This window comes from Metaclostridioides mangenotii, from assembly GCF_018917235.1.
In the GTDB taxonomy this organism is placed as follows: domain Bacteria; phylum Bacillota; class Clostridia; order Peptostreptococcales; family Peptostreptococcaceae; genus Metaclostridioides.
This window is the reverse complement of sequence record NZ_JAHLOF010000001.1, coordinates 290503-304762: the sequence shown is the minus strand read 5'-3', so window position 1 is coordinate 304762 and position 14260 is coordinate 290503. Positions and strand designations below refer to the sequence as shown.

The 14260-nt window shown below is 29.3% G+C and carries 14 protein-coding genes; 10 read left to right on the top strand and 4 right to left on the bottom strand.

Annotated elements, in window-relative coordinates; all coding sequences use genetic code 11:
• Nucleotides 1-2: 2 nt before the first annotated feature.
• On the bottom strand, nt 3-1475 hold the full coding sequence (locus tag KQI18_RS01420; protein ID WP_216465707.1) for a recombinase family protein: 1473 nt from the start codon (nt 1473-1475) through the stop codon (nt 3-5).
• 203 nt (nt 1476-1678) lie between these two features.
• Here KQI18_RS01420 and KQI18_RS01415 point away from each other — a divergent pair, with 203 nt between their 5' ends.
• Complete coding sequence (locus KQI18_RS01415) at nt 1679-1879, top strand: hypothetical protein (RefSeq protein WP_216465706.1); 201 nt, start codon at nt 1679-1681, stop codon at nt 1877-1879.
• Between the two features lie 236 nt (nt 1880-2115).
• Here KQI18_RS01415 and KQI18_RS01410 read toward each other — a convergent pair whose 3' ends face one another.
• Complete coding sequence (locus KQI18_RS01410; RefSeq protein WP_216465705.1) at nt 2116-2634, bottom strand: hypothetical protein; 519 nt, start codon at nt 2632-2634, stop codon at nt 2116-2118.
• Nucleotides 2635-3018: 384 nt separating this feature from the next.
• On the opposite strand from KQI18_RS01410, the gene KQI18_RS01405 reads away from it, so the two are divergent.
• From KQI18_RS01405 to cspC, 3 genes are all read left to right on the top strand, one after another.
• Nucleotides 3019-3867 (top strand): flagellin, encoded by an 849-nt coding sequence (locus KQI18_RS01405; RefSeq protein WP_216465704.1) that lies wholly within the window; start codon nt 3019-3021, stop codon nt 3865-3867.
• 360 nt (nt 3868-4227) lie between these two features.
• The gene (locus tag KQI18_RS01400; protein ID WP_216465703.1) at nt 4228-5886 is read left to right on the top strand and encodes a S8 family peptidase; all 1659 of its coding nucleotides are present in this window, start codon (nt 4228-4230) and stop codon (nt 5884-5886) included.
• Nucleotides 5887-5895: 9 nt separating this feature from the next.
• Nucleotides 5896-7572, top strand: coding sequence for a bile acid germinant receptor pseudoprotease CspC (cspC, locus tag KQI18_RS01395; RefSeq protein ID WP_216465702.1), 1677 nt, complete (start codon nt 5896-5898; stop codon nt 7570-7572).
• Between the two features lie 178 nt (nt 7573-7750).
• Here cspC and KQI18_RS14405 read toward each other — a convergent pair whose 3' ends face one another.
• Complete coding sequence (locus KQI18_RS14405; protein WP_330654344.1) at nt 7751-8728, bottom strand: glycosyl hydrolase family 18 protein; 978 nt, start codon at nt 8726-8728, stop codon at nt 7751-7753.
• 20 nt (nt 8729-8748) lie between these two features.
• Nucleotides 8749-10266 carry a recombinase family protein gene (locus KQI18_RS01385; protein ID WP_216465701.1) on the bottom strand — a complete coding sequence of 506 codons (1518 nt, stop codon included), beginning with the start codon at nt 10264-10266 and terminating at the stop codon, nt 8749-8751.
• Between the two features lie 172 nt (nt 10267-10438).
• On the opposite strand from KQI18_RS01385, the gene KQI18_RS01380 reads away from it, so the two are divergent.
• From KQI18_RS01380 to KQI18_RS01355, 6 genes are all read left to right on the top strand, one after another.
• Nucleotides 10439-10627: a hypothetical protein gene (locus KQI18_RS01380; protein ID WP_216465700.1), complete on the top strand. Its 189-nt coding sequence runs from the start codon at nt 10439-10441 to the stop codon at nt 10625-10627.
• A 268-nt stretch (nt 10628-10895) separates the two neighbouring features.
• Nucleotides 10896-11078: a hypothetical protein gene (locus tag KQI18_RS01375; protein ID WP_216465699.1), complete on the top strand. Its 183-nt coding sequence runs from the start codon at nt 10896-10898 to the stop codon at nt 11076-11078.
• 191 nt (nt 11079-11269) lie between these two features.
• Nucleotides 11270-12691: a metallophosphoesterase gene (locus KQI18_RS01370; protein WP_216465698.1), complete on the top strand. Its 1422-nt coding sequence runs from the start codon at nt 11270-11272 to the stop codon at nt 12689-12691.
• Nucleotides 12692-13092: 401 nt separating this feature from the next.
• Nucleotides 13093-13386, top strand: a complete 294-nt coding sequence (locus KQI18_RS01365) for a DUF2089 family protein (RefSeq protein ID WP_330654343.1) — start codon at nt 13093-13095, stop codon at nt 13384-13386.
• Nucleotides 13387-13389: 3 nt separating this feature from the next.
• Nucleotides 13390-13704 (top strand): hypothetical protein, encoded by a 315-nt coding sequence (locus KQI18_RS01360; RefSeq protein ID WP_216465697.1) that lies wholly within the window; start codon nt 13390-13392, stop codon nt 13702-13704.
• Between the two features lie 24 nt (nt 13705-13728).
• Entirely contained in the window at nt 13729-13923 is a 195-nt protein-coding gene (locus KQI18_RS01355) for a hypothetical protein (RefSeq protein ID WP_216465696.1), read from the top strand.
• Nucleotides 13924-14260 lie beyond the last annotated feature (337 nt).

The following is a 14260-nucleotide window of genomic DNA, read 5'->3' as shown; positions in this document are numbered from 1 at the left end:
TACTAAGATTCATTTAGTCTTAGAGTTACATCCAATTTTATTGTATCTTCACTATTATTTTTATAGTATTTTATAGAATCAATAATAGATTTTAATAATTCATTTTTTTCTTGTACATCTTCCAACTTATTATATAACTCAATGACATTTCTAACCTTATTTATTATATCTATTTTTTCCTCGGTTCCATTACTATTTTTTTTCAAATTATTTTTTATATTTTTTATAGCTTCATTAGTTTCAAAAATTCTATTTTTTATATTATTCATTCGTTCAAGAAAAATATCTTCTGTGTATATATGTCTTTCCAACATATCATAAGCTGTGCTTTGCTGTTTTTCCAGTTCAGATAGTTCGAATTTTAAGTTTTTTAGATTTTTTCTCAAGAAATCATCTTTTTCTGAATCATCATATACATCTTTATCGTTAATTTCATATACATCTTGACTTAAAATATTATTAAGGGCATGTATCAAAGAAATTTCCACATCTTCAAAAAGACTGGATCTGTTTCCGCATTTATATCTACATAGGGCAGAGTAAGGGTTATTGTTTGATCCTATTTTTTTCATTATCATTTTTTTACCGCAGACACCGCACTCTAATAATCCGGCTAGAGGATTTTTTAGTTCTTTAGTTCTAGGGGCAATATGTCGTGCTTTTCTAATTTCCTTTGCTTGATTGAATATTTCTTCATCGATTATAGCTTCGTGTAATCCTTTAAATGTTTGAGTTTCTTCATTTTTATTATTGTTTTGCCATGTTACAAAGCCTATATATGCTATATTGTCTATTATCCCTGATATGGTAGAAGGATTCCATTTGCCACCATTCATTGTTTTAACGCCGGATTCGTCTAGACTGGAAGCTATTTTATTAAATCCTAAACCGTAGTTTACATATAAATTGTATATTAACTTTACAGTATCTGCGTCTTTATTCGGAATTAATATATAGTCACTGTTTACTTTTTTTATATCGTACCCAAAAGGTGCATTGGCGTAGGCATAACTGCCGTTTTTAGCACTTTTATATCTACCTCTCATCATACGTCTTTTAATTATTTTTAACTCCTTCCGTGCCATAAATGCCTCGAATTCACTGTATTCTTCGTCAAATTCATCTGTCAGATCATACATTTTTCTAGGTGTAATAATTTTTGTTTTGCTAATTCTAAATGTATCTAATATAACACCTTGATCTTGCATACCACCACGTCCAAGACGGTCAATATCCATTACTAAAACTGCATCATATTTTTTTAATTCAACTTCCTTTAAGAGTTCCAACATCTTAGGTCTACTTACTAAAGATTCTCCTGATACAATTTCTTCTTTTATTTCAAGAACATTTAGATCCATGTCATTTGCAAGTTCTAGCAAGGTTGTTTTGTGCCTATCTAACGTCTCAAATTCACCATTCTTTTCTGCTTCTAAATCTGCACGTGACTTACGTAAATAGATTGCTACATTCATATGTAATCCCCCCTCAAAACTCGTCTATATTAATTATATTGATATCAATATTTTAATATCACTCATTGTAGGACATAAGTTAGCTAAAAAGTTAGCGGAATTGTTTAAGTAGATTTTAAAGAATTATTTGAAATTAGATAAGAATGTTGTTTTGAATAGGACAAATCTATTCAAACATACCTATAGAAAAAGGGGGAGATCTAATGGAAAAAGTTCAAAGAGGTAAATTCATAAATGATATATCAGGATTCGAAGCAGATGCATTAAATGTAACTGATGTTTGCGAAGTATATGTAAAATTTGCAGATATCCCAGATGAAATAAATAAAAAGAGACGACAACATGTTATCGATTTAAATTGTAAGTATATTTATGAATATGCAAAAAGAGGTATACAACTTTGATGATAAATACTGGATGTGCTTTTATAGCACTTCTTTAAAAATAAATTGGACAATCAGGAGGTTAAAAAATGAATTGTAAGTTATTAGATCATTGTAATTAAAGATTGAAATATAAAAAAGAACATACCACCTAATATGTTTAATAAGATGGCATGTTAACCTCACTATACGCTATACTTAGGAAAGATAGCTCTTAAATAAAACCCATAGAACTTATACAATAGATAATTTGAATTTTATAGTATGGGGATATTAAGATTTCGCTCATTTTGAATACGTATTAATTTTGAATGCACATAATTAACTAAAGTCCCATGATTTAATTCATCAGATATTATACTGAAAAGTGCATCTCTATAATAAAAATTTGGTAATCCAAACATTATAAGTCTTAATTGCTTTACATACCCAGTAGATTTTACAATGGCATCGTATATACCTGTAAATAAATCTCTCGGCGGAACGAAATAAAAACCCTGTTCGATATTGGCATGAGTACCTGTCAGTTGAAAATATATTTCTTTCAATAAAGTGCTATTCTTAATGCTATCGTTTTTTAGTGTTTCAATTATTTCTAGAATATCATATATCTCTTCAAGATTAGGTGAGGGTAAAGTTAGAAGTTCTGAAATAGGTAGTTTACCATTTAACCAATTATATAAAAGAAAATCTTGCTCCATAGCGTTTATTGTATCCTGTATCAAATTTATTGAATTTTGCAATTGAAGAGGATTTGGATAAATATTTTGATACATAATAAACCTCCTAAATGTTTTACTATAGATATATGTGTTAAATAATATTTTGGATACATTTATATAAATGTAGCTTAAAATTATTTGTGTTTGACTATACTGAAACCATGAGAATGCATTGCATAATCAAATAAAGATAATACGGATTTAAGAAATAAGAGAGATTTTAAAATCATACCAAAGTTTCCAACTAGAGCATCCAGTGTATATTCCGACAGATAGAGATAATATAATTAGATATGGCAATATCACTTTTTTACCCTTTATCAGTTATTTTTAAATATATGTTAATGTTTTTGTAATATAGGACGATTATTATATTGTAAGTTAATTTACTTACAAATTTTGGCAAGGATGCCTATATAGACTAAGGAGAGTAATAAGATGAGAATTAACAACAATGTAAATGCTTTAATAGCAAACAACCAAATGAACAAAAATACAGCTTTACAAAGTAGATCAATGGAGAAATTATCTTCAGGATTAAGAATCAAAAGAGCGGCAGACGATTCAGCTGGACTAGCTATATCTGAAAAAATGAGAAATCAAATTAAAGGATTAAACCAAGCTGGATTAAACGTACAAGATGGTATTTCTGTTGTTCAAACTGCTGAGGGTGCATTAGAAGAAACAGGTAATATTCTAAAAAGAATGTCTCAATTATCTGTTCAATCAGCTAATGAAACAAATACAAAGGATGAAAGAGAGAAAATAGCAAACGAGTTAACACAATTAAATGACGAATTAACTAGAATGTCTAAAACTACTGAGTTCAATGGTAAACAGTTATTAGACGGCTCTAATACTCAATTAAGTCTACAAGTAGGTTCTGATGGTTCATCTAATAACCAAATCAACGTTGACTTAGTAAACACTTCTAAAATAATGACTGATGCTGGAATAACTTCAGCTAATATATCTTCTATGAAAGCAGGAACTTCAGATGGAACTACTGCTGCAAGAACTATGATGTCAAACATAGACGCTGCTCTTGCTAAAGTAAACTCTGCAAGATCAACATTAGGTGCGCAACAAAATAGACTTGAATCAACTTCAGCTAATTTATCTAATACTGTAGAAAATATAACAGCTGCTGAATCAAGAATAAGAGATACAGATGTTGCAAGCGAAATGGTTCAATTATCTAAATTAAACATATTAGCTCAAGCATCTCAATCAATGTTAGCTCAAGCTAACCAACAACCACAAAGCATATTACAATTAATGCAATAATTTACTTTATAAAGAGTAGAGTTTTCTCTACTCTTTATTTTTTTGTCTCTAGTTATAAGAATTTTACACTATATTTCAAATTAATTTAAAATCTATTTCTTTTTATTTATAATTTCTTCTCCATATTCGAGTCTACCTTTATTTAATCCTTAATTAGAATTTCCTCTAGCAGTAGGGAGCCGAGTAGATTCTCAATATGTAATTATACTGTTTCTTTCATAACATATTTTACATTGATGTATTGTATATATCTATGTTTTCTTTCAATTAGTGAATACACTGTCTAAGCTGAAAATATAATGATAATAGATTTAATATAAAAGACTAAAAATAACTACAATAAGATAAGGAGTTGTTGTTATGAATGGAAATAATATTATTTTTGATTTAAATGTAACATTTACACCTAATTTTTTTAATGAGTTTGAATCGGCTGGTTATCCGTATGATTTCATAAGATTAACTAATGATTTAGGAATTCTGCGATTAAGTGAAGAAACATATTCACAAGGGCTTGAAGATATATTAATGTTGCGATCAGTCATTAATGTCGAAAGAACTATAAGAATGGCTCCACTATCTCAAGTCAGTCAAGGGGTTGAAAATGGTATCGTGGCAACTGAAGAAATAGGTGTTAACTACTTCAAAAACAACCCCAATATATCTATAACGGGTAGAGGTGTAATAATAGCAGTTGCAGATAGTGGTATAGATTATTTACATCCTGATTTTATATACCCCGATGGTACATCTAAAATACTTTATTTATGGGACCAGACAAAAGATGGTATACCTCCAGAAGGATTTTATTTTGGTACAGAGTATACAAGGGAAGATATTAATATAGCTATACAGAACAATGACTCTAGTTTATCTCAAGATGAAATAGGAAGAGGAACAATGATTAGTGGTATATGTGCTGGTATGGGTAATGTGAATCCCGAATATGCAGGTGTTGCATATGAAGCCGAATTGATTATTGTAAAACTTGGAACTATAGAAGGATATTATAATAATGCAATGTTGTTTGCGTCAATAGAGTATGCATATGGAAAAGCCCGACAACTAAATATGCCTGTAGTAATAAATATATCTTATGGAAGTAACAATCTCTTGGGGTTAACTAACACGAATACGTCAAGATACTACAATAGGGGATATTGCGAGGTTGTTGGAGCAGGAGATGAGGGTGATACACAAACACATACAACAGGAAGACTACAGCTTAATGGAGATACAGCCAATGTGGAGTTTGAGCTTAGTGAAGATGAAGAAGAACTAACATTAGACCTGTGGGTACAAAGGCCTGATTTAATAGAAATGGAACTAGTTACTCCTTCAGGTGAAAGTACCAGGGGGGTAAGTGCGTACACTAACTATCTAGAAGTTAGCGGACTACTTGATTTAGAGGGTACTTATTATAGAATAACTTCAAGATATCCTACAACCGTTTCAGGTCAACAATTTATACAAATATATCTGCGAAATGTAGTACGTGGTGTTTGGACGATAAGAATAACTGGAATTAATATAATCAATGGGAGATATAATATATACTTGCCAAATAGAATATTCTTAAAAAGTGGAACAAGATTTAGAAATCCCGACCCATCTTATACCATAAATTACCCAGCAGTTATAGAAGAAAATATAACTGTTGGTGCCTATAATTCATTCAACAGGAGTTTATGGAGTAGTTCTTCAAGAGGGCCTACTATACAAAATTGGGCAAAACCAGATATCATTGCTCCAGGTGTAAATATTATCGCTCCTTATCCTGGCAATACGTATGGTACTATAACAGGGACAGGAGCATCAGCAGCACATGTTTCAGGGGCAGCAGCATTGTATTTTCAGTATACATTTGTGGATGGAAACTACTATAATCAAGCATATCTATCTAATTTTAAAACATTTATAAAATTGGGTGCAGATCGAGCTACAAATATAGTTTATCCAAATTATAGTTATGGATATGGAGTTTTAAACGTAAGAAGAATGTTTGATTTTTTTAGATAGGAGGTAAATATGGAAAAATCATTTTATATAGTTTATCAAGAGGGTTCAGACATAGGATCTGCCCTTAGAGAGAGAGGTTTAAATAACTTTATTATATTAAATGAAAGACTTGCTGTCCTATACACACCATTAGATTTCAACTCAAATATATTAAGAAGTATATATGAAGTCTCTTGGTACGATGAATCTGCCCCAATGAGTTCTATGATAGATTTAACAAACTATGTTGAAGTTGGAGATGGAGCAAGAAGTGTTTCTGGAGTGAATTATATTTATAATAATGTTTACAATGATATAACAGGGAGAGGAGTTCTTATTGCAATAATAGATTCAGGAGTCGATTATTTACATCCTGATTTAATTAGAGATGACGGATCAAGCAAAATATTAAAGTTATGGGATCAAGAAGGGACTATAAATCCCCCTCCAGAAGGATATTTGTTTGGAAGTGAATTTTCAAGAGAAGAATTAAATGCTGCCATAGCTAGAAATGATGGAAGTTTAAGTAGAGATGATGTAGGAACAGGTACAATGGCTGCTGGAATTACAGTCGGTAGCGGAAGGATAAACTCTAACTACAAAGGAATAACAGAAGGATCTGATTTAATTGTTGTAAAATTAAAATCATATCCCGGAAGGTATTATGTAGAAAAGCGTAATTATACAACATCCGATTTTTTAGCTGCGTTTTCATATGCTATAGACATTGCACTTAGGGAGGAAAAATCCCTCATAATAAATTTAACTGTTGGGGAGAGATCCTCATTGGGATATATAACAGCTTTAAATACATTTACAGAATTAGAATACCCAGGAATTGTTGTAGTAAGTGGTGCAGGCAATCAAAGAAATACATATATTCATTATGCTGGTAGATTTAGAAATCAGATGGATGTAAATGATATTATTATTGAATATGGTGATGGTCAAAATTTAGATATTTATCTTGAGGGGAGAGATTTGGATAGAATAATTGCAACTATCATTTCGCCATCAGGAGAAGTTAGTTATACAGCACCTTATGCGCCAGATTACTATGAGTACACAGGAGTTTTCAATTTAGAAAACACAACATATAGAATTAGATACTTCTATCCTTGGACACCTACAGGATCACAATTAATTGAGATAAACCTCAGAAATATGAAGCCTGGAGCGTGGACACTTAGAGTTAGGCCAGATGTATTCCTAAATGGAGAATACCATGTTTATCTACCAAACAGTAATCTTTTAGGTTATGATGATGGTTTTATAGATACAAGTTCTTTTTCAACTATAACTTTATTTGGAACTGGCGAGAATATAATTACAGTAGGTGCTTATGACAATAGATATGATAGTATATGGATTGGTTCTTCAAGAGGCCCTACTAGAGGGGTTTCTACGAAACCTGATTTAGTAGCTCCTGGTGTTAATATTGTATCAACTTACGGCAATGATAGTTATAGAACAGGTACAGGTACAGGTATTAGCAGTTCTGTAACATCAGGTATGTTAGCACTAATAATGGAGTATCTAAGTCGACAAAGTAGATATCCAAAACTATTATTATATTCGCAAGTTTTAAAAACATATTTAATGATTGGTGCAACAAGAAATGAATTGTATGAATATCCTAATGATTCTCAAGGATATGGTGTAGTCGATTTCAGAAGGACTATTCAAATAATCTCTGATAGTTTATAATACATTATCCTGAACGCTATGCTTGTTATTCACTTGCGTAATAAAGTGTATTATACTATTTTGAAATGTGCATGTCTCTTAGTATAGCCTATATTTATATTGTTTGGATATGTAACATACTTTAACGATGGAAAAAGGATAAAGTATGTTTTTTCCTATACAGTAACAATGATTGTAACTATTTATCATCACCTATAACATCTCTAATAGCTGTAAGAAGTAACGTAAAGTTCTCTCTATCTACAGGTCTGGATACTATTCCAGCAGCACTAGTACCAGGGTACTCCCAATCAATATCAACGCCATCTAGATTATATTCATTTATTAGAGCATTTACTTCTCTAGCAAAATTGTATCTAGAAGTAGGTGTAAGTGCAGCATCGGAAAAGCCTTCGGCTCCCCATCCACCTATTGCAGCAATTACCTTTAGACTTGGTTTTTCTGCTTTTAGATTTACCATTTGTCTAAGATAATTAGGAGTTGGAACCATAAGAGTTCCATTAGGGTTAATTTCAACAAACGCGTATATAGCGGCATCAACTAGTTGAGCATCTAGATTAGTAGGATTACCAAATACATACGTTGCAACTATCCTATCAAGTTCAGGACAATCTAGCTCTTCGTTTATTACATTATATAAATCAGAAATTTGAGGTCTATTGTTATTTTTTTTACTACTGTAATTATTTATAGTTTCTTTTGCTATGTCTTTTATATTTTTATTTTCTTTATAGTCGTGATTCAAATAACTTTTATTATAAAAATCAGATATTTCTTTTTCCATATCTAGATCTTCTTTATCCGGTTTTGATTCAGTTTTTGTTGGCTTTTCCGAAAGTTTCTTATCAAATTTTGATTCACTTTTTATTGGTTTTTCATGAGTTTTCTTATCGGATTTTGATTCACATTTCAGTTGTTCTTCATGAGTTTTCTTATCGGATTTTAATTCACATTTTAGTTGTTCTTCCGAAGTTTTATTTTCGAAGAAGTTATTTTTATAGGAAGAAGCTTTGTCGCTCTCATGAGGAACAAAACACAAGTACCAATCCATAGTAGAATACTTTTTACTACAATTTTTCAAACTGTTCTTTAAATCTTTATACTTTTTCGGGTGCGGTAAAATAACTGGCTGACCAGGGAACCAATTTGCAGGCACAACATGACAACGAATAAGTATTAATCCTCAAGGACTTTTAATTCAACGTATAGCTCAAATTCATCTTTTCTTTGATCTTGCCTTTTATAATAAATTGCTTCTTTCACAATTGATTTTATTAAATTATTTTTCTCTTTTGCTGAATCAGTAATTGGATATAATTCTAATACTTTTCTAATTCCTACTGCAATTTGCTTATCATCTTTCATAACTGTTTTCATTTTTGTTTTTATGTCTTCGATACTATTATTTAGAGTATCAGTTTTATTTTGTATAATTTGAGTTCTTTCTAGAAAAGTATCATCATCATAAATACCTCTTTCAAGTAATTCAAAGAGTTTATTTTTTTGTTTTCCTAATTCTTCAAGTTCGTTTTCTAGCTCATTTAGTGCTTTTTCATTTATTTCTTTTTCAGAGTATGTTTTTACTGATTTGATATCTGATTTAACTGTTTTTATTTCATATATATTTAAATACTTTTCCAAAGTATCATTTAGTGCTTTTTCGACATATTCGAAACGAGAACCTTTATTCCCACATTTACTTCTACATGTTACATGTTTTGTTCCACGACCATGATGTGCATACATTACTTTACCACATAATTTACATTTTAGAACTCCAGCAAGCGGATTACTTAGTTTATTAGAGTGATTTGTATGAGTATACGATTCTCTTATTTTTCTAGCTTTTTCCCAAATTTCTTCTGTAATTATTGCAGGATGTTTTCCATTAGCTACAATTACATTTTCTTCATCATTTCTTATTCGAACAGAATTACCATTTTCATTCATCTGTTTTGTAGTTTTTATTTTTTGCCACTCTAATACACCAGTATAAGTTCTATTTTGTATGATATTTCTTATAGAAGATACGGACCATTTATCACTTTTGTAAGCGGGTATATGTCTTTTATTTAAATAGCTAGCAATTTTGGTATAACCCATATCGCCATTGATGTACAAATCATAAATAAGTTTCACTGTATCAGCGTGCTCGTTAGGACTTAATGTTCTTTCTTTTTTATTTGGATTAACTATATCATAACCAAAAGGGGCATCAGTAGAAATGTAATTACCTTCTTCGAGACTTTTTATTCTACCTCTTTGCATCCTTCTAGTAATTAATTTTAACTCTTTACGAGCCATAAAAGCTTCGAATTCAGAGTATTCTTCATCAAATTCGTTTGTAAGGTCATAAACTTTTCTTGGAGTTATTATTTTAGTACTGCTATCTTTGAATGTTTCTAATATAACTCCTTGATCTTTCATATCTCCACGTCCAAGACGGTCAATATCCATTACTAGTACAGCATCGTATTTTTTAGCTTCAACCTCTTTTAAGAGTTCTATCATTTTCGGTCTATGTATAATAGATTCTCCAGAAACAATCTCTTCTTTTATTTCGATTATATTTAGATTATTTTCTCTAGCCACTTTTAGAAGAGTTGTTTTATGTCTATTTAAAGTTTCAAATTCACCGTTTTTCTCAGCTTCTAAGTCAGCACGAGACTTACGCAGGTAAATAGCTACATTCATAAGTAAACCCCCTTAAGACTTCTCTATAGTAATTATATTGATATGAATATTCTATTATCACTTATGCTTGTATATTAAAGAAATTACTAAAAGAGCAAGATCCACAAATATCAATGATTAATTAGAATAGGACAAATTTTGAAAAGCATAAACCATATTAGGGGGTGGTTTCTTGGATAATAAAACAGAAAAGTTATGGCATGGACATGAGTATGACAAAGTTAATACAGTTGGAAACACAAAGGTTTATGTTAAATTTGCAAGACACTCTAAAGAAGAAAATGATGCTGTACTTGAAGAGATAAAGAGAGTGCATATTCAAATATTAAAAGGCATGGCAGAAAGAGAAAGTGTTATGTAGATTGTAGATATTAATAAGATGTGCTATTTAAGCACTTCTTTACAAATAAATAGGACAAGTTAGGAGCTTAACCGATATTAATTAACAAGTGATTTAGGATGAATGATCTAAATTATGTTGATATGAAATGAAAGTAAAAATTAGTAAAGACATATTTACTAGAAGATAAACGGTATAGACATACACTAATACGTATTGCATAAAATAGATAAAATGAAAATTTTTAAAACTATTAAAAATGCTTAGAGGGGAATTGGAGGGTGGAACTATGAATAATATAATAACTTTATCTATCTATTTAACAGTAGGCGTTGTGTGTCTTATAATAGTATATAACTTGGGAAGAAAGGTAGAGCGTGAAATTAACTTAGATCAAAGAAAAAAATATGAGGAACTATCTAATGAAAATAATAAATCAGAGAATGATATTCGAAATAAAAAACAAAGTTAGCTACTATAGAAGGTACGTTAAGTACCTTCTATTCAATTGCATTATGAGGGTGAAAATATTAAAAGTAGAATTTACAATAATATCTTTTTGATAGATATTTTTATAACAAAATAATCCGAATTACAATAAATTTTCTGATATACTATAAAATGTGTCAAATTATGTAAATACTAATCAGGAGGTTTTAGAAAATGAGAAAAATATTAATGACATATTTGGTAGTATTAACAGTTTTTCTAATAACAGGTTGTAGTACTGACAAAGAAGAAATAAATATATTAGCCACTACTGATTTACATGGAGAGATACCTTACAAGCTATCTTCATATGTAAAGAATGAGTTTAAAAAAGATAAAAATTTAACCTTAGTTGATGCCGGTGATTTTTTTGATTCTGGAAGCAATGAAGACATGGCTAAATATTTTGAAAAAAGTATCGAAAATCCATATGAATACAGACAAGCACCTATTGTAAAAGACATGAAAGAATTGGGATATGATTCAGTAGTACTTGGAAATCATGAGTTTATATTAAATAAACTTCAATTAGATAATATTATTTCTGACTTTGAAAAACATGGTATGAAAGTATTATCAGCAAATACATATAAAAAAGATGGTGAGAGTTATACTGATCCTTATATAATTAAAGATATTCCAACATCAAGTGGGACAGTAAAGTTAGGCATTCTAGGACTTACAATAAAGGAAGTTGGTGAAAGGCAAACTAGAGTAGATGATGGTACTCGGGATGGAAAACTTGTTGATTTAAAATCTAGGGAATTAAAAGACCAGCCAGAGTATGAAGGAAAATTATATATGAATGATTTAGTAAAAGATGCAAACAAATGGGTTGGTAAAATGAAAGAGGATAAGGCTGATATCATAGTAGCAGTTGTTCATTCAGGTGAAAAACCTAAGAAACCAAGAAATCCAGGTAATAGAATACAAGATTTAGCACATGAGGTAGAAGGAATAGATGCTATAGTTGCAGGTCATACGCATAAGCAAATTACTCAACATAATTATAAAAATAAGTCTGGCGAAAATGTTATAGTTACACAACCGGGTAAACATGGTGAGTGTATATCTAAAATAAACTTTAAATTAGAAAAGAAAAATAATGAGTGGAATGTTGTTAATAAAACTAGTGATTTAACAATATTTGATTTAAGTGATTTAGAAAAAGAAGAAGAAAACTTTGGATTGTTGTCGATGGCGTTATATGAGATTGAAGATAAAGTTAAAGAGGCCAGTTTATCAGAAATAACACCATTTAAATGGGATAAGGCATATGTATTTGCTCCAGAAACACCAAGAGAAATCATATATAAAAAAGTTGGTTACAAATGGAGAAGTATAACTGAAACTGAAGGCTCAGACATGACACAAATGGTATTTATAAAAGATAATAAACCTGTATGTTATTTATACGGTAATATAAATGATATTGGGATAGATGTAAATATTAGTAAGTCTGAGTATAAAGATAATGTAGCTACAATTGTTTCTGGAGACAATGATAAATTTAGTATTGAGAAAGAAGAAGTTATAAATGTGTATAATGGTTATAAGTATGAAAGAACTGTTACACATTTAAAACAATTAGAATAATAGTAAAATCAATTGTATTTTTATTGCCTGTTTCAATAATAATTAAACGGGTTAATTATATTGTGAAATGAAGAGCGATCGCCAGCGTTATAGAAAAAAATAAGTATAAAAAGAACTCTACTATATAGGGTTCTTTTTTAATGCAAAAGTTAATGAGTAAAAATAAATAATCATATAAAAAACATTACTTTAATATTAATTTTATTTAAAAAATAATAAATAAAATATTTAATAAAATTAATATTGACTTTAACAATATTAAAGTTTATTATAAATATATCGAAGAAATCAATAAGAATCTTTGGAGGATAATTATTTGTATTTATAACACTTATTATAAAAATACCAATTATAGAAAAACTCTTTAGATTTTATAAATAAATTAAAAAGGGGGCATTTGTGTGAGAAATCTTCCAAAATGGTTAGAAAATCTTGATGATGAAGATATAAATTTTATCAAAATATTTATAACTTCATCAGGATCTTTAAAAGAAGTTGCAAAAATTTATGATGTTAGCTATCCAACTGTTCGCTTAAGATTAGATAGATTAATACAAAAAATTAATTTAAGTCAAGATATCGATACAGAACCGTATGTAGCAATAATTAAAAGTCTTGCAATAGAAGATAAAATCGATTTTGAAACTGCAAAACTTTTAATAAAAGAGTATAAAAAAACAAAACAGGAGGTTTAAATTATGAAAATTATGACTATTATTTTAGGAATCATTTTAATATTTGGAGTTGCTTATTTTCAAAGTATACTTTCGTCTAAATCAAATAAATTTTTAGGATTGATATTTCCTTTAATTACTTTTATAGGATCTATTATACTTGCATTTATGACTATCTCAATTATTAATTTTAGCTTTACAGATATATTTAGATTTATATTTATATTTATAATGTTTAATATACCGTCAATAGTTCTATTAGTGATATATTATCTTGGTCGTAAAGAAATAGAGAGGAATAATGAATTAGACAAAATGAATTTACAAGATTTAGAATAACTCATTAATGTTAGGAGAAATATTATGAAAAAATATTATTTATCAATGCTGATTTTTATAATTTCTCTAATAATTGGAATTTTTGCAGTGAAATTTGGAGTAATAATAAAAGATGATGGAACAGTTTTAGAACCAGGTTTAAAGTTAATGCCAATTGTAATTATAGGTTTTTTAATGTCAGTATTTTTATTAATAAAAACTTTTATTAGAAATAAATAATAGCTATTTTAAATTAAAAAAGTTAGATATAAGAATTAATTTTCTAAGCATCTACAAATAGTAGGTGCTTTTTTATTTCAATATAAACTAAACAAATGATTAGAGATTGATATATGAATGAAGATTTATTTGAAAACATACTCGATATAAAAGAGTGCAGAATATACGAGCATTCTGATAGGATTTATAAATTTGAGCATGTATTAGGATTAGGGTAGCATGCAAGAGCATACCTAGATTAAACGATAGATACGTACCGATTTTACACATTATAGGTTTTAAGAATAGGGGTAAGATTAAAGATTATCTTGGGGTTTACATGAGATACAGAATACTA

What these genes read in the sequence shown, in the direction of transcription:
- KQI18_RS01400 (WP_216465703.1), top strand. Translation starts at nt 4,228, where the DNA reads ATGAATGGAAATAATATTATTTTTGATTTAAATGTAACATTTACACCT.
- KQI18_RS01360 (WP_216465697.1), top strand. Translation starts at nt 13,390, where the DNA reads ATGAAAATTATGACTATTATTTTAGGAATCATTTTAATATTTGGAGTT.
- KQI18_RS01420 (WP_216465707.1), bottom strand. Translation starts at nt 1,475, where the DNA reads ATGAATGTAGCAATCTATTTACGTAAGTCACGTGCAGATTTAGAAGCA.
- KQI18_RS01410 (WP_216465705.1), bottom strand. Translation starts at nt 2,634, where the DNA reads ATGTATCAAAATATTTATCCAAATCCTCTTCAATTGCAAAATTCAATA.
- KQI18_RS01375 (WP_216465699.1), top strand. Translation starts at nt 10,896, where the DNA reads ATGAATAATATAATAACTTTATCTATCTATTTAACAGTAGGCGTTGTG.
- KQI18_RS01370 (WP_216465698.1), top strand. Translation starts at nt 11,270, where the DNA reads ATGAGAAAAATATTAATGACATATTTGGTAGTATTAACAGTTTTTCTA.
- KQI18_RS01355 (WP_216465696.1), top strand. Translation starts at nt 13,729, where the DNA reads ATGAAAAAATATTATTTATCAATGCTGATTTTTATAATTTCTCTAATA.
- KQI18_RS01385 (WP_216465701.1), bottom strand. Translation starts at nt 10,266, where the DNA reads ATGAATGTAGCTATTTACCTGCGTAAGTCTCGTGCTGACTTAGAAGCT.
- KQI18_RS01415 (WP_216465706.1), top strand. Translation starts at nt 1,679, where the DNA reads ATGGAAAAAGTTCAAAGAGGTAAATTCATAAATGATATATCAGGATTC.
- KQI18_RS01405 (WP_216465704.1), top strand. Translation starts at nt 3,019, where the DNA reads ATGAGAATTAACAACAATGTAAATGCTTTAATAGCAAACAACCAAATG.
- cspC (WP_216465702.1), top strand. Translation starts at nt 5,896, where the DNA reads ATGGAAAAATCATTTTATATAGTTTATCAAGAGGGTTCAGACATAGGA.